Source organism: Streptomyces sp. NPDC088554 (genome assembly GCF_044752945.1).
Classification (GTDB): Bacteria; Actinomycetota; Actinomycetes; order Streptomycetales; family Streptomycetaceae; genus Streptomyces.
In genome coordinates this window covers 355,152-370,075 of the sequence record NZ_JBIVMF010000001.1, presented here as the reverse complement: position 1 = coordinate 370,075, position 14,924 = coordinate 355,152, and the positions used below count along the sequence as shown (strand labels likewise).

16 protein-coding genes and 1 pseudogene are annotated in these 14,924 nt (G+C 71.0%); 7 read left to right on the top strand and 10 right to left on the bottom strand.

Annotated features, from left to right (window positions below; all coding sequences use genetic code 11):
• Nucleotides 1–18 precede the first annotated feature (18 nt).
• The 9 genes and pseudogenes from lepB (ACIP8W_RS01515) to ACIP8W_RS01475 all read right to left on the bottom strand — a co-directional run bounded on the left by lepB (ACIP8W_RS01515) (nucleotide 19) and on the right by ACIP8W_RS01475 (nucleotide 6,365).
• Nucleotides 19–960 (bottom strand): signal peptidase I, encoded by a 942-nt coding sequence (gene lepB / locus ACIP8W_RS01515; RefSeq protein ID WP_402201612.1) that lies wholly within the window; start codon nucleotides 958–960, stop codon nucleotides 19–21.
• Nucleotides 881–1,952 (bottom strand): annotated as a pseudogene (gene lepB / locus ACIP8W_RS01510) (signal peptidase I); the annotation flags it as partial. The pseudogene lepB (ACIP8W_RS01510) and the gene lepB (ACIP8W_RS01515), both read right to left, overlap by 80 nt.
• Nucleotides 1,945–2,736: a signal peptidase I gene (gene lepB / locus ACIP8W_RS01505; protein ID WP_401953742.1), complete on the bottom strand. Its 792-nt coding sequence runs from the start codon at nucleotides 2,734–2,736 to the stop codon at nucleotides 1,945–1,947. The gene lepB (ACIP8W_RS01505) and the pseudogene lepB (ACIP8W_RS01510), both read right to left, overlap by 8 nt.
• A gap of 72 nt (nucleotides 2,737–2,808) precedes the next feature.
• A complete protein-coding gene (gene rplS, locus ACIP8W_RS01500) occupies nucleotides 2,809–3,159 on the bottom strand; it encodes a 50S ribosomal protein L19 (protein WP_401953745.1) in 351 nt (116 codons plus the stop codon).
• Between the two features lie 131 nt (nucleotides 3,160–3,290).
• On the bottom strand, nucleotides 3,291–4,112 hold the full coding sequence (gene trmD / locus ACIP8W_RS01495; RefSeq protein WP_402149804.1) for a tRNA (guanosine(37)-N1)-methyltransferase TrmD: 822 nt from the start codon (nucleotides 4,110–4,112) through the stop codon (nucleotides 3,291–3,293).
• Nucleotides 4,109–4,705 carry a ribosome maturation factor RimM gene (gene rimM / locus ACIP8W_RS01490; protein WP_402201580.1) on the bottom strand — a complete coding sequence of 199 codons (597 nt, stop codon included), beginning with the start codon at nucleotides 4,703–4,705 and terminating at the stop codon, nucleotides 4,109–4,111. The genes trmD and rimM overlap by 4 nt, the downstream gene beginning before the upstream one ends.
• A 176-nt stretch (nucleotides 4,706–4,881) precedes the next feature.
• The gene (locus ACIP8W_RS01485; protein WP_020868149.1) at nucleotides 4,882–5,121 is read right to left on the bottom strand and encodes an RNA-binding protein; all 240 of its coding nucleotides are present in this window, start codon (nucleotides 5,119–5,121) and stop codon (nucleotides 4,882–4,884) included.
• Between the two features lie 2 nt (nucleotides 5,122–5,123).
• Nucleotides 5,124–5,561 (bottom strand): 30S ribosomal protein S16, encoded by a 438-nt coding sequence (gene rpsP / locus ACIP8W_RS01480; RefSeq protein ID WP_401953754.1) that lies wholly within the window; start codon nucleotides 5,559–5,561, stop codon nucleotides 5,124–5,126.
• 210 nt (nucleotides 5,562–5,771) lie between these two features.
• Nucleotides 5,772–6,365, bottom strand: a complete 594-nt coding sequence (locus tag ACIP8W_RS01475) for a hypothetical protein (RefSeq protein ID WP_402149807.1) — start codon at nucleotides 6,363–6,365, stop codon at nucleotides 5,772–5,774.
• 636 nt (nucleotides 6,366–7,001) lie between these two features.
• Here ACIP8W_RS01475 and ACIP8W_RS01470 point away from each other — a divergent pair.
• From ACIP8W_RS01470 to ACIP8W_RS01440, 7 genes are all read left to right on the top strand, one after another.
• Nucleotides 7,002–7,871 (top strand): class I SAM-dependent methyltransferase, encoded by an 870-nt coding sequence (locus tag ACIP8W_RS01470; RefSeq protein ID WP_401953760.1) that lies wholly within the window; start codon nucleotides 7,002–7,004, stop codon nucleotides 7,869–7,871.
• 114 nt (nucleotides 7,872–7,985) lie between these two features.
• Nucleotides 7,986–8,924 (top strand): GntR family transcriptional regulator YhfZ, encoded by a 939-nt coding sequence (yhfZ, locus tag ACIP8W_RS01465; protein ID WP_401953763.1) that lies wholly within the window; start codon nucleotides 7,986–7,988, stop codon nucleotides 8,922–8,924.
• Between the two features lie 47 nt (nucleotides 8,925–8,971).
• Entirely contained in the window at nucleotides 8,972–9,346 is a 375-nt protein-coding gene (locus ACIP8W_RS01460) for a transcriptional antiterminator (RefSeq protein ID WP_401953766.1), read from the top strand.
• Nucleotides 9,347–9,405: 59 nt separating this feature from the next.
• Nucleotides 9,406–9,762 (top strand): DUF2620 family protein, encoded by a 357-nt coding sequence (locus tag ACIP8W_RS01455; RefSeq protein WP_401953769.1) that lies wholly within the window; start codon nucleotides 9,406–9,408, stop codon nucleotides 9,760–9,762.
• Entirely contained in the window at nucleotides 9,762–11,063 is a 1,302-nt protein-coding gene (locus ACIP8W_RS01450; protein WP_402201576.1) for a YhfT family protein, read from the top strand. Before ACIP8W_RS01455 ends, ACIP8W_RS01450 begins: the two co-directional genes overlap by 1 nt.
• Nucleotides 11,020–12,096 (top strand): phosphotriesterase, encoded by a 1,077-nt coding sequence (locus ACIP8W_RS01445; RefSeq protein ID WP_402201575.1) that lies wholly within the window; start codon nucleotides 11,020–11,022, stop codon nucleotides 12,094–12,096. Before ACIP8W_RS01450 ends, ACIP8W_RS01445 begins: the two co-directional genes overlap by 44 nt.
• Before the next feature lie 50 nt (nucleotides 12,097–12,146).
• The gene (locus ACIP8W_RS01440; protein WP_401953777.1) at nucleotides 12,147–13,304 is read left to right on the top strand and encodes an aminotransferase class V-fold PLP-dependent enzyme; all 1,158 of its coding nucleotides are present in this window, start codon (nucleotides 12,147–12,149) and stop codon (nucleotides 13,302–13,304) included.
• Here ACIP8W_RS01440 and ffh read toward each other — a convergent pair.
• A complete protein-coding gene (gene ffh, locus ACIP8W_RS01435; RefSeq protein ID WP_401953780.1) occupies nucleotides 13,294–14,835 on the bottom strand; it encodes a signal recognition particle protein in 1,542 nt (513 codons plus the stop codon). The genes ACIP8W_RS01440 and ffh overlap by 11 nt on opposite strands.
• Between the last annotated feature and the right edge of the window lie 89 nt (nucleotides 14,836–14,924).

The window sequence follows — 14,924 nt, the reverse complement described above, 5'->3', positions numbered from 1 at the left end:
ACAGTCCGGGACGGCACCCTACCCGTCGGTACGCCCGCGGGTCAGCCTCCTTCTGCGCCACAGCACGAGCGGAACAGCTCCCGCGAGACCGAGCACCCCGGGGGCCGCCGCCGTACCGACCGAGGCCGCGGCCTTCAGCCCCGACTGGTCGAAGGTGTCGGGCACCGGAAGCATCGACCAGCGGTTCACCGGCCAGGCGACGACGAACGCGCGGCCGACGACCTCGCTGTTGGGAACGGTCCCGTGGCCCGGCAGCTCCTGGTGGTAGCGCGAGTCCAGCGAGTTCTGCCGGTGGTCGCCCATCACCCAGATGCTGCCCTTGGGCACCTTGACCGGCCCGAACGGCTCGTCGTCACAGGGGGTGTTGCCCGGGTAGATGTAGTTGGTCTCGTTCAACGCGTGACCGTTGACCCGAACCTTTCCACCCTTTTTGCATTCGACCGTGTCACCGCCGATCGCGATGACCCGCTTGATCAGGTCCTTCTCCTCCGAGGAGGGCATCAGACCGATCCAGCTCAGGAACGTCTGCACCGCGTTCGGCTCCGCGGCCGGGGTGTCCCCCAGCCAGTTGTCCGGGTCGTGGAAGACCACGACCTCGCCGCGCTCGGGCTCGGAGCCGAACCAGGGCGTCAGTTTGTCCACCAGCACCCGGTCGCCCCGTTGCAGGGTGTCCTGCATCGAGTCCGAGGGGATGGAGAAAGCCTGTACCAGGAAGGTCTTGATCAGAAGCGCGAGAATAAGCGCGATCCCGATCAGGAGAGGCAGTTCCTTCCAGAAGGAACGGGGCTTCCGCGCCACCGAGGCTCCACCGCCGTCCTCGGTCCCGCCGTTGCCATCGCCGGATCGCGCGTCCCCGCCATCGGACCGCGCCGCCTCGTCCGTCACGGCTTCGGGCGCCCCGGCGAGCTGCTCGCGTCCCTCCTCGGGATCGTTGTGTCCGGATCGTGCGCCGACCGCCACATCCCCCACATCCACTCCTTATTCCGTGCGAATACTCCGTGAGTTCGCCTGCCCCGGAAACGGGACAGGCCCACCACTCCCATAACGAGCGGGAGTTCCGCAGGGGTCGGGAGCCGCATCAATCCGTTGGGATCACGCGGGGACACACTATTCGACATACCTTGGACCGTCGTCGGCGCGGCAGGCGCCACGGGGGCGTCGGGTACGGAGACATAGGTCTCACGCCGTTCCAGCTCGCTCCAGTGGCTGAGCGGCCACGCGATGACCACGGCGCGCCCGACCACCTTGTCCTCGGAGACCGTACCGCCGTCCTCCGCGAGGTGGAAACGGGAGTCCGCCGAATTGGAGCGATGATCTCCCATGACGAAAATACGCCCGGCCGGAACCGTCACATCGAAGGGGATGGTGGACGGCGCGTTCCCGGGATTCAGATACGGCTCGGTGAGCGGCATTCCGTTGACCGTGACCTTGCCACTCTGATCGCAGCATTTGACGGTGTCCCCGCCGACGGCGACGACCCGCTTGATCAAGTCCTGTTCATCGGCGGAGGGCAGCAGTCCGATGAACGTCAGCCCCGTCTTGGCCAGTTTGATGATCGCGGGCGAGTCGTCCTTCGGCAGTTCGTCCGCACCGAGCCAGCCGCCGGGATCCTTGAAGACGACGACGTCCCCACGCTGCGGCTTGGAGCCGAACCACGGGGTCAGCTTGTCCACCAGGACCCGGTCGCTGATCCTGATCGTCTGTTCCATCGACCCGGACGGGATCACGAACGCCTGGACGAGAAAAGTCTTGAGGACGATCGCGATGAACAGCGCCACGGTGATGAGGATCGGGATTTCCTTCATCGCGTTCCGCTGGCGGCGCGTCTTGACCCGGCGCGCGAGCTTGCGCCGCTCCGCACGCCCCGGCAGCGCCCGCCCGGTGGTGGGTCTGCTGCCGGTGGGCAGCCGCGTGTCGGACCCGTGGGCAGCCGTACGTCCGCGCTTACCCATGGGCACCGCCAGGACCCGGCACGTCCCCGAAGACGTCCGTCTGCCCCAGCGTGGCCCGCCGGCCCAGCGGCCAGCCGACCCAGTCCGCCCGTCCGATCACCTTGTCGACGGGCACCATGCCACCGCCCGGCTCCCCGAGATGGTCCCTGGAGTCGCGTGAGTCGCTGCGGTGGTCGCCCATGACCCACAGCGTTCCGTCGGGTACGACGATGTCGAAGGGGACGCTGGAGGGCGCGTCCCCGAAGTACAGATATCTCTCGTCAACCGCCCGGCCGTTCACTTCGACCCTGCCCCTCTTGTCGCAGCAGACCACACGATCACCGCCGACACCGATCACACGCTTGACGAAGTCGGTCCCGGCGGGCTCGGCGAGGCCCAGGGCAGCGGCGGCCCCGTGCAGTACCCCGGTGATGGGGTTCTCCTCCCGCGGCTCCTGGACAAAGGAACCGGTCCCGTCGAACACCACCACATCACCGCGCTCCGGCTCAGTACCGAAACGGTACGCCAACTTGTTGACGAGCACCCGGTCCCCGACCTGGAGCGTGGGCTCCATGGAGCGGCTCGGAATCAGGAAGGGCTGCAGTACGAAGGTGCTGAAGAGGAGTACGAAAACGGCACAGGCAACACTCAGCAGTCCTGTACGTCGCCAGCTGAGAGCGGCGGTCCACCCCGCGGCCCGGTCCACGGCGGTCCGTGGAAAACGCGCGGAGCGCGACGGCTCTTCCGGCCCGGTGGGGGCTTCGGAAGAGCGGTCGCGCTCCGTGGGAGGTGCTTCGGTGTCCATCGGGGCCAGATCTTATCCGGCAGCCCTGTCAGCCCGGTGTGAGTAAGGCCAGGACCCAGTCGGCGGCAGGTTCTACCTGTCGCGCTTCTCCTTGATCTTCGCGGCCTTGCCGCGCAGCTCACGGAGGTAGTACAGCTTGGCGCGACGGACGTCACCGCGGCTCACGAGCTCGATCTTCTCGAAGATCGGGCTGTGGACCGGGAAGGTGCGCTCCACGCCGACGGAGAAGGAGACCTTGCGGACCGTGAAGGTCTCGCTGACGCCCGAACCCTGACGGCGGATGACAACGCCCTTGAACTGCTGGATACGCGAGCGGTTGCCCTCGATGACGCGCACGTGCACGTTGACCGTGTCACCCGGGCGGAACGCGGGCAGGTCGGTGCGGAGCGACGAGGCGTCGAGGACGTCGAGCAGGTTGGCCATGATGGTCTGCTTCCTCGTTGATGCCACAGGTCATCAACGGATGATCGATAATCTGGATTCGGATGGCCGTTCGCGTCGGGCGGCGTCGGTCCCCCTGTGGCAGGGGCGCGCGCCGGACGTACGGCAGCGGCCTATTCTTCCACGGTCTGCGGCCTGCGCCAAAATCGGCCACCGGGCTCCGGGGACCAGCCCATGATCGAGAGCGTCTCGCGGTCCTTCTTGTCGAAGGCCGCGGGGTCGCAGCGCTCGATCAGGTCGGGCCGGTTGAGTGCCGTACGGCGGAACGCCTCGTCACGCCGCCACCGCGCGATCTTCCCGTGGTGCCCGCTGAGCAGCACCTCCGGAATCCCGCGCCCGCGCCACTCGGGCGGCTTGGTGTAGACGGGCCCCTCCAGCAGGTCGGCCATCGCGCCGGGGGCGAAGGAGTCGTCCCGGTGCGACTCCGCGTTGCCGAGCACACCGGGCAGCAGCCGTGCCACGGCCTCGGTGATCACCAGTACGGCCGCCTCGCCGCCGGCGAGCACATAGTCGCCGATGGACACCTCGACGACCGGGATCCGGGTCGCGTACTCGTCGATGACCCGGCGGTCGATGCCCTCGTAGCGGGCGGGCGCGAAGAGCAGCCAGGACCGTTCGGACAGCTCGACGGCGAGTTCCTGGGTGAAGGGACGGCCGCTGGGCGTGGGCACGACGAGGACCGGACCGCCCGCGCCCGCCTCGTACCCGCCCGCCAGCGCGTCGTCCAGCGCCTCGCCCCACGGCTCGGTCTTCATGACCATGCCGGGACCGCCGCCGTACGGGGTGTCGTCGACCGTGTTGTGCCGGTCGTACGTCCACCGCCGCAGATCGTGTACGTGGACATCGAGCCGGCCGCTCGTACGGGCCTTGCCGACGAGCGAGACGTTCAGGGGGTCCAGATACTCCGGGAAGATCGTGACGACATCGAGCCTCACCGGTCGTCGCCCTTGTCGTCGCCCTCGGCGGCCTCGTCGTCGGCGTCCGCGACGCCGGCCTCACGGGCGGAGGCGATCACCGCGTCGTCGTCGATCAGCCCCGGCGGCGGGTCGATGACGGCCCTCTGCTCCTCCAGGTCGATCTCGGTGACGATCTCCTCGACGAACGGGATCATCACCTCGCTGCCGTCCGGCCGCTCCACGATGAACAGGTCCTGCGAGGGCAGATGGGTGATCTCGGTGATCCGCCCGATCTCCGTACCGTCGGCCAGGACGACATCCAGGTCCATCAGCTGATGGTCGTAGTACTCCTCCGGGTCCTCGGGCAGCTCCTCCGGGTCGATCTCGGCGATCAGGAGGATATTGCGCAGGGCCTCGGCGCCCGTACGGTCGCGTACGCCCTCGAAGCGCAGCAGCAGTCTGCCGCTGTGCACCCGGCCCGTCTCGATCGTCAGCGGTCCGGCCGAGGCCGGTTCCGTGGCGAGTACGGCGCCGGGGCCGAGCCGCAGTTCGGGCTCGTCCGTGCGCACCTCGACGGTGACCTCACCCTTGATGCCATGAGCGCGGCCGATCCGCGCCACTACCAACTGCACTAGACACCTCTTCGCGGCCGGACCGCCGTCCACTGGCGCGGGGGCGGTCGCTCACCGTCGTGGTCCTCGATTGATGATTGCGGTCACTGCTGGACACCCGCGGTCGCCACCGAAAACGGCACGGGCCGGGGAAGGACGCGTTCGCCCTCCCCGGCCCGTGCCGGTGTTCAGCTGTGTCAGCGGACCTGGTCCACGTCGACGAGGTCGACGCGGATGCCACGGCCGCCGATGGCGCCCACGACAGTCCGCAGAGCACGTGCGGTGCGGCCGTTACGGCCGATCACCTTGCCGAGGTCGTCGGGGTGGACCCTGACCTCCAGCACACGGCCACGGCGCAGGTTGCGCGAGGCGACCTGCACTTCGTCCGGGTTGTCGACGATGCCTTTCACGAGGTGCTCAAGAGCCTCCTCGAGCATGCTCAGGCCTCGGTCGACTCGGCGGGCGCGGCCTCGGCCTCGTCCGCCTTCTTGTCGGCCTTCTTCGCCTTCGGGGTGATGGCCTCACCCTTGGGCTCGTCGCCGCCGTCCTTCGTGAGCGCCTCGAAGAGCGCCCGCTTGTCGGCCTTCGGCTCCGGCTGGAGCAGCGGCGCGGGGGCCGGGAGGCCCTTGTGGGCCTGCCAGTCACCGGTGAGCTTGAGGATCGCGAGAACCGGCTCGGTCGGCTGGGCGCCGACGGACAGCCAGTAACGCGCGCGGTCCGAGTCGACCTCGATACGCGAGGGGTTCTGCACCGGGTGGTACAGACCGATCTCCTCGATGGCCCGGCCGTCGCGGCGGGTACGGGAGTCGGCGACGATGATGCGGTAGTGAGGCGAACGGATCTTGCCCAGACGCTTCAGCTTGATCTTGACTGCCACTGGAGTGGTGTCTCCTGGTCTTGACGTGGTTGGGCACACCGGGATGCCGCGTGGGGTTGCGGTACCCGATCCGCCCGATGGACGCGTCAGCCGGAGGAGAGAGGGGTCCTATGCGACTGTCGAGTACAGCTGACCATTCTGCCACACCCCCGCGCCGGGGCCCGACCCGGCCGAGGGGCGGCGGCGAATGGCCGTGGCCGTACCAGGACGTCAGCCGGCGGCGGCCACCGTTTCCGGGATGCGGAAGGGCTTGCCGCAGCCGCCGCAGACGATCGGCGCCTGGGCGAGGACCGACGGGACGACCCGGACGTTCCGCCCGCAGTCGCAGACCGCTTTGACCCGGACGCCGCCCCCGGAGGAGCCGTGCCGGGCGGCGGGCCCGCGGAAGCTGCGCTTGGTGTCGGCGGCGGTGGCGACCGTGTGCGCCCTGAGGGCGCGCTGGAGCCGCTCGATGGTGGGACGGTAGCGGCGCTTCGCCTCGGGGCTGAGCACGACCAGGGAGAAGCCGCTGCTGGGATGCGGCTCGTCGGGGTGGTCGAGACCCATCTCCTCGGCGATGGCCAGGAATCTGCGGTTGTGGTAGCGGCCCGCGCGCGAGGTGTCCCGGACACCTCTGGCCGCGGCGATGCCGTGGACCGCTTCGTGAAGCAGTCGTTCGAAGGAGAGTTCGGCGCCGCAGGCGGACGACGACTCTCCGATCAGGGACTCTGGCGCGGCAAGGTCGGGCAGCTCGGGGTGGGACCGCTGAATATCGGCCCACGCCTGTGCCAGCTCTGCGGCGAGAACAGGTGGTGTCGTGCTCACGTCGTGTATAACGAGCCGGAGCGCTCCCGGGTTCCATTACGGGGCATCCCAAATAATTTGCACGTACCCGTCAGTTGGCATTGATGCGTCCCGACGAGGGCGGGTGCGTCGATCTGCGGAGAAGCCTCACAGCTCGCCTCAAGGTGGTACGTAGCGCCGTGTACGCATCGGCGCGTAGAGGATCTACGCCTACCGTTTCCCACCCGAACCCCGTCGGCGCCTCGGCGACACGGAGGCCCGCGCCGCCATCGTCGGGGGCGCGGGCCACAGTACCGGGCGGAGCACCTCCCTCCGGCATCGGATCACCCCTTCACGACCGGCCCCCGGCCCGCGATCCTTCCCCATTTGGCCTAATCTCCGCCCTCCCGCGCACCGGTCCCCGGCCGGGAGCGCCGTACTTCCGCGGAAGACATCGTCCCCCGGCGCCGTCAGAAGGCGCAGACGGAGAGAGAACCAGCCATACGCGCGGGGCGCACTCCCGGAGCGCTCCCCTGGTACGCCCGCTGCGACGCGACATCCACTGGACGCGGGCACGGATGGGGAGTTCCCTGGCATACGGGGGATGCGGACGCGCACGTACACGGGGGGCTGTCCATCAGGGCACTGCCGACCTCTCGGCGGATTGGGGCGCTATCCATGACACGTACGCTCGTCCAGCACCATCAGCACCCACCGGGCACACCAGGCGCACCGGCTCCGGTGGCCGTCCCGGACGCCCGGGCGCGCGCCCGGGACTGGGCCGAGATCCAGGAACGGATGCTGGTGCCGCTCTACGAAGCGGTGTACGAACGCCTGGAGGTCCGCACCGGGACCCGGGTGCTCGGCCTCGGCTGCGGCTCGGGGCTCGCCCTGCTGCTCGCGGCCTCCCGGGGCGCCCGGGTGACCGGCGTCGACTCCGACCGGGAACGGCTCGCGCTGGCCCGCGAGCGGCTGCTCCCGGAGGGGAACCCACCCGCCCCTTCGGCCACCCTGCCGCCGGTGGACCTGGTCGCCGGGACCGCCCCGGAGCCGGGCCGGCCGCCGTACGACCTGATCACCGCCTTCCAGCCGATCGGCTCCCCGACGGGGGACGCGCGGGGGCTGGGGTCCGCGCTCAGGACGGCCCTGCCGCCGGCGAAGCGTGGCACCCCGGTGGTGCTGGCCGGCTGGGGCCCGCCGGAGCGCTGCGCCACGGACGCGGTGCTGCGCGTCGCCGTACGGCTGACCGACCGGCTCCGCAAGGGCGGCTGGCGGCCGGCGCACCGGGACGACCTGGAGGACGTCGCGGCGCGGGCCGGGCTGAAGCCGGACGGCTCGGGGCGGGTCGCCTGCCCGTTCGGGTACGCGGACCAGGAGAGCGCCGTCCGGGGGCTGCTGTCGACCGGGGTGTTCGACGGGGCGATCGGGTCGACGGACCGGCGGCTGGTGGAGAAGGAGATCGGCGAGGCTCTCCATCCCCATCTGCGGCGGGACGGCACGGTCTGGATGGAGAACGTCTTCCGGTATCTGATCGCCCGTACGCCGTGATATCGAAGGCTCACCTGCACCGTCAGCACCACCCGCAACAACGGCCTCACGGGCTCAAGTCCCCCTCGTACAGGCACCCTTGTGAGTATCCAGAATCCTGTTTACTGTCAGTTCATGACCGCCCTGGACGAGCGCTTCCTGACCCGTAACGGCCTCGCGGCCCGGCAGCTGGCCGCCCTTCTGCTGGGCCACGAGCCGGACGCGCGGCTGCCGCGCGTCCGGGATCTCGCCGTGCGGCTGGGCGTCGGGAACGGCACGGTGCAGGGCGCGCTGCAGCTGCTGGAGCGGGCGGGCGCGGTGGAGACCACGGCCCGGGGCCATCTGGGCACCTTCCTGGTCCGCTCGGACCGCGCCATACTCTGGCGGCTCTCCGGGCTCGGCACCCTGCTGGCCGCGATGCCGCTGCCGTACTCCCGACGGTACGAGGGGCTGGCGACCGGGTTGCGCGCGGCCTTCGAGGGGACCGGGGCGCCGTTCGCGCTCACCTTCATGCGCGGGTCCGGGGCGCGTGCGGCCGCGCTGCTCGACGGCAGGACCGATCTCGTGGTGCTCTCGCGCTTCGCCGCCGAGCGGCTCGTCGAGGAGCATCCGATCGAGCTGATAGCGGATCTCGGCCCGGCCACCTATGTCGGCGCGCACGGTCTGCTGCTGCGGCACGGCTCCGACCCCGGCGCGCCGGGGCTGCGCGTCGCCGTCGACAGCGCCTCGGAGGACCAACGGCTGCTCTCGATGCGCCTGTTCGCGGGACGGACGGACATCGAGTGGGTGGAGGCGTCGTACATGAGGCTGCGCGAGCTGTTCGAACACGACCGGGCCGACGCCACGGTCTGGAATCTGGACGAGGTGCGCGCCCTGTTCGGCACGGACGTGGACATACGGCCGCTCGGCGCCGGGATCACCCGTGGTCTGGCGCTGCGCAACTCCAGCGCGGCGCTCATAGGCAGGGCCGGATCCACCCCGGCCTTCGACGCGATACGTGACGCGCTCGACCTGTCCGTCATCACCACGCTCCAGGCCGAGGTGCTGAACGGCGAGCGCACCCCTTCGTACTGACGGGACCGCGGGCGCGGCCCCACCGGAGCCGAGCCATCGAGGACCCCATGGACGACCGACTCGCCCTCCGTATCCGGCTGTTCCACGAGACGGGTCGGGTACGGCCCGAGGTCGCCGCCTTCGTCACGGCGGAGCTGGACGCCCTGGCCGCCGAGGGCCGCGCCGTCACCGAGGACACCGCCGCCCTGCTCACCGGCCACCTGCTGATGGCGCTCACCCGGCTCCTCGACGGCACACCGGTCGCCCCGTCCGATACGGACGGCCGGATCGCCGCCGAACTCGCCGGGCACCCCGGGGCGCTGGCACGCGCGCGTGCCGTCTCCGCACGGGCGGAACGGGAGCTGGGCGCGCCGCTCCCCGATGCCGAGATCAACTTCCTGGGCCTCCATCTGGCCGTACTGGCCCGGGACTTCCCCTTCTGACCCTCCCAGCCCTTCTCGGCTCTTCCGCCCCTTCCTTCCGACAACCCAAGGGTTGCGCCATGGCAAAGATCCTCACCGGTGGTCTCGGCAGGTCCGAGGTGGCCGACACCCTCGCCGCCCTCGGACTCGACGGGCTGGAGGTCGCCCTCTCCAACGACATGGACGGCGCGACCAAGCTCCGTTCGGGGCTGGCCGACTACTACCTCGGCACCTGTCTCACCGGCGCCGGAGCCTCGCTCGGGCTGCTCGTCGGACTGCTCGGGCAGCCCCTCTGCCATACGTTCGGCCGCTCGGTCCCGACCGAGGAGCAGGTCGGCGCGCTGCTCGCGGACGGCAAGCGGGTGTTCGGCTTCGCCGCCGACCGGATCGACGCGGTCGCCCCGGTCGTGGCCCGCGCGATCGTCGCACGCGGCTGATGTCCGCGGGGCTGGACCTCACGGCGGCACAGCAGGCGCTCGTCATCGCCCTGTGCGCGCTGACGGCCCTGGTCGCGCATCTGGCGCTGGCCGTGTTCAACGACGGCGTACGCCCGTTCCTGCTCGACTTCGTCCAGGGCCGCTCCGGGCGCTCCGCCACCGGGGCGGTGGCCTTCGGGCTCTCCGCGGGCTTCGTCTTCGGGCTCGGCGCACCGCTGGCCCTGTCCAGCGGGGTCCTCAACCCCTGGCTGCTGTTCCTGCCCACCGATGTCCTCGGCCTCCTCGCGCCCCGGAGATGGCTCGCGCCGCTGCTCGGCGGCGCGTGGGGCGCGGTGGTGGTGTTCGGTCTCGGCGGGGCGGACCAGCTGGCGCGCGGGCTGCCGGTCGACTTCCTGACGGCGATGCGGCAGATGTCGACCCCGATCCTGTTCCTGTTCACGCTCTTCCCGGTGCTCGCCGTCACCCGCCAGTTCGGGCGGGCGCGCGGCGCGCTGACGGCCGTGCTGGAGCTGGCCCTGACGGTCCTGACCCTGCGGTTCTGGCCGGGGGTCTTCGCCGGTTCGCTCGCCATGGCCGCCGGGCTGCTGCTGCTCATCGGTTTCGCCGTACGCGAGGATCTGCGCGGGCGCGCCGAGGGACAGCCCGCGCAGGACGGTGACGACGCGCTGGCCTCGCTCTTCGGCGCCGGCGCCCTGCGGCTGCGCCGGCATCTGCCGCTGTTCATGGCGCTGGGCGCCGGGGTCTGCGTACTGGCGCAGTCGCATGTCTTCGGCGGCGGCGAGGCGACCAGCTTCCTGATCGGCGAGGGGCGGTACGCCGAGGCCGCGCAGGTCGACTTCTACCGGGTGCTCGGCTTCGTCCCGCTGATCGCGACGACCGCGCTGGCCTCGGGCGCGTACGGCATCGCCGGTTTCACTCTGGTCTGCCCCCTCGGCTATCTGCTGCCGGACCCGCTGTCGGCGGCGGCCGTGGGCGCCGGGGTGTTCGCCCTCGAAGTGCTGGCCCTGTCGTCGCTCGGCCGCGTCCTCGGCGGGCTGCCGAGCGTGCGGAACTCCTCCGAGCAGCTGCGCGGCGCGATCGGGGAGACGCTGGGGCTGGCGATCCTGTTCGGCTCGCTGCTCGCGGCCCATGTGATGGGCGGCGGGTTCGCGATCATGGTCGTCGGCGGGCTCTACCTCCTCAACGAGGCGATGGGCAGGCCCGTCGTACGGATGGCGGCGGCGCCCGTGGCGGTCGTCGCCGGGGGCGTGCTGCTCAATGTCCTGTACTGGCTGGGGCTGTTCACCCCGGCGGAGGGCTGATCCGGTGCCGGACCCGTCGTACGTTCTGCGTACCGTCACCGGGCCGCTGCCCGTCTCCGCCGTACGCGGTCCGGTGCTCGCCCATGAGCATCTGGTGCTCGACCTGCGGCGTACGGGCGAGCGCGCCGCCGTCCTCGACGCCTCGCACCGCCGCGCCGTCACCGCCGAACTGGCCGCGCTGCGCGACGCGTTCGGGCTCCGGCTGGTCGTCGAGCCGACCTGCCGCGGCATGGGCCGCGATCCGCGCGCCCTGGCCCGGATCTCCGCCGATTCGGGGGTCGCGGTGATCGCCGCCACCGGCTGGTACTACGAGCCGTTCCATCCGCCCGAGGTCGCCGCCACGAGCGTCGAGCGGCTCACCGGGATGCTCGTCCACGAGATCCGCTCGGGCATCGGCGGTACGGGCATCCGCCGCGGCGTCCTGGGCGAGATCGGCAGCCACGGCGACCTGCCGAGCCCGCCGGAGAGCCGCGTCCTCCTCGCCTCGGCCCACGCGGCCCTCGCCACCGGCCTGTCCGTCGTCACCCACGCCCGGCTCGGCCGGGGCGGCCTCGCGCAGCTCGGACTCCTCGCGGGTACGGGGCTGGCGCCACACCGGATCGCCATCGGCCACCAGGATCTGCTGGACGCGCCCGCCGTCCACCGCGAGCTGGCCGCGAGCGGCGCGTATGTCTCCTTCGACACGGTCGGCAAGGAGGGCTACCGCAGCGACGACACCCGGCTACGGCTGCTGCTGGCCCTGCTGGAGGCGGGGTACGCCGATCGCGCCCTGCTGAGCTGCGACATCTCGCGGTACGGCTATCTGACATCGGCGGGCGGCCGGGGGTACGGGCATCTCTTCCGCTCGTTCCTGCCGAGGCTGCGGGCGGCGGGGGCGGACGAGGACCTGATCGATCTGCTGACGCGCCGCAACCCGCTGCGGTTCCTCACGGGCGCCGCCGCCGCCGTACCGGAAAGCCCGGACGCCGCCACCGACGTACCGGAGCCAGGACCTCCGCAAAGCCGGGGCCTCCGTAAGCCAGGACCTCCGTGAAAGCTGAGACCTTCGCACAAGCCGACCTTCGTACGTACAGGAGAGCCGAGATGCGCGCGCTGCCGCCGACCCACCCGCTCGCGACCGTCCCCCTGGCGGACGCCGTCGCCCGGCAGTTCCGGCTGCTCGAAGCGACCGCCGCGCACTTCGAGGGGCGGCAACTCTTCGAGGCGGACGCCGGTGTCGTCCCCGGGCTCGGCCGGCCCCGTACGACCGCGCGGGTCGAGGCCGTGCTCGCCGACTGGTTCGGCGCCGAGGACGCCGCGCTCGTCCAGGGCGCCGGTACGGGGGCGATCCGCGCCGCCCTGGCCTCGGTGCTCTCCCCCGGCGAACCGCTGCTGATCCACCGGGCGCCGGTCTACCGGACGACCGCCGTCACCCTGCGCGGGCTGGGCGTCCGTACCGTCGAGGCCGATCTCAACGACCCCGGCGACCTGCGGCGGGCCCTGGAATCCCACGGATTGCGCTGGGCGTACGTCCAGCACAGCCGCCAGCGGCTCGCGGACTCCTACGATCCGGGCGAGGTGCTCGGCGTCTGCCGGGCCGCCGGGGTCCGTACGGTCGTGGACGACAACTACACGGCCCTGCGCGTGCCCGCCTCCGGCGTCGAACTCGGCGCGGACGCCTCCTGCTTCTCGCTCTTCAAACTGCACGGCCCCGAGGGCGTCGGCGCGGTCGTCGGCGCCCGGGACCTCGTCGGGCGGATCCGCGCCGACAACTACTCGGGGGGCGGCCAGGTCCAGGGCCACCAGGCGCTGGACGCGCTGCGCGCCCTCACCCATGTCCCCGTGATGTGGGCGCTCCAGTCCGCGGTGGGCGCGGAGGTGGCGGAGCGGCTCGCGGCGGGTGAGGTGGCGGGCGTCGCCGAGGCGCGGATCGCCAACGCGCAGGACCGCTGTCTGCTCGTACGGCTCGACCGGCCGGTGGCACGGGCGCTGCCCGCCGCTGCGGCCCGCCACGGCGCCGCGCCCTGCCCGGTGGGCGCCAACTCCCGCTACGAGATCGCGCCGCTGGTCTACCGGCTGTCCGGGACGTCGCTCACCGACGCCCCGGAGCTGGCGGACTGGGTGGTACGGGTCAATCCGATGCGGGCCGGGGCGGATCTGGTGACCGGGATCCTCCGCCGCGCGCTGCGCGACCTGGAGCCTGAGCTGATCCGTCCGGAGCCTGTACCGAGCCGTCCCGTACCACTCCGTACTAGTTCATGAACTTCTTGAACTCGTCCGGCAGTTCGAACGCCTTGTCCGGCTCGCCGGCCGGCAGGCCGAGCGCGGCCTCCTCGCGGCGCTGCGCGGCGGCCTGCTCCTCGGCCTTGCGCTTCATCGGGTTGCCCGAGCGCTGCTTGCCCTTGGCCTGCTTGACCTTCTTCTTGGCGCGGCCGGGGCCGCCGCCCATGCCGGGGATGCCCGGCATTCCGGGCATGCCGCCGCCCTGCGCCATGCGGGACATCATCTTGCGGGCGTCGAAGAAGCGCTCGACCAGGTTCTTCACGGCGCTGACCTCGACGCCGGAGCCCCGGGCGATCCTGGCCCGGCGCGAGCCGTTGATGATGACCGGGTCCTGGCGCTCGGCGGGCGTCATGGACTTGATGATCGCGGCGGTGCGGTCCACATCGCGCTCGTCGATGTTGTTGATCTGGTCCTTGATCTGACCCATGCCGGGCAGCATGCCGAGCAGCTTGGAGATGGAGCCCATCTTCCTGACCTGCTCCATCTGGGCCAGGAAGTCGTCCAGGGTGAAGTCCTTGCCCCCCTTGCTGCTCGCCAGCTTGGAGGCCATCTTCTCGGCCTCCTCCTGACTGAACGTCTTCTCCGCCTGCTCGATGAGGGTGAGGAGGTCACCCATGTCGAGGATGCGGGAGGCCATCCGGTCGGGGTGGAAGGCGTCGAACTCGTCCAGCTTCTCGCCGTTGGAGGCGAACATGATCTGCTTGCCGGTGACGTGCGCGATGGAGAGGGCCGCGCCGCCGCGCGCGTCGCCGTCGAGCTTGGAGAGCACGACACCGTCGAAGCCGACGCCGTCGCGGAACGCCTCGGCGGTGTTGACCGCGTCCTGGCCGATCATCGCGTCGACGACGAAGAGGACCTCGTCGGGGCTGACGGCGTCGCGGATGTCCGCGGCCTGCTTCATCAGCTCCTGGTCGATACCGAGGCGGCCCGCGGTGTCGACGATGACCACGTCGTGCAGCTTGGTCTTCGCGTACTCGACGGAGTCCTTGGCGACCTTGACGGGGTCGCCCACGCCGTTGCCCGGCTCGGGGGCGTAGACGGCGACGCCCGCGCGGTCGGCGACGACGGAGAGCTGGGTGACGGCGTTGGGGCGCTGGAGGTCACAGGCGACCAGCAGCGGGGTGTGGCCCTGGCCCTTGAGCCAGAGGCCGAGCTTTCCGGCGAGGGTGGTCTTACCGGCGCCCTGGAGACCGGCCAGCATGATCACGGTCGGCGGCTGCTTGGCGAAGCGCACGACCCGGGTCTCGCCGCCGAGGATGGAGACGAGCTCCTCGTTGACGATCTTGACGATCTGCTGGGCGGGGTTCAGCGCCTTGGAGACCTCGGCGCCCGCCGCGCGCTCCTTGACCTTCGCGATGAAGGCGCGGACGACCGGCAGCGCGACATCTGCCTCCAGCAGGGCGATCCGGATCTCGCGGGCCGTGGCGTCGATGTCCTCCGGGCTGAGGCGCCCTTTGCCCCGGAGGCTCTTGAATGTGGCTGCGAGGCGGTCGGAGAGAGTATCGAACACGGCGGTCGCGGATCCTCAGGTCGGGAACGGATGAGGGAGCTGTCCCCCTCGGTGCGAGGACAGACCGTCCCCCAGGGTATCCGGCCGCA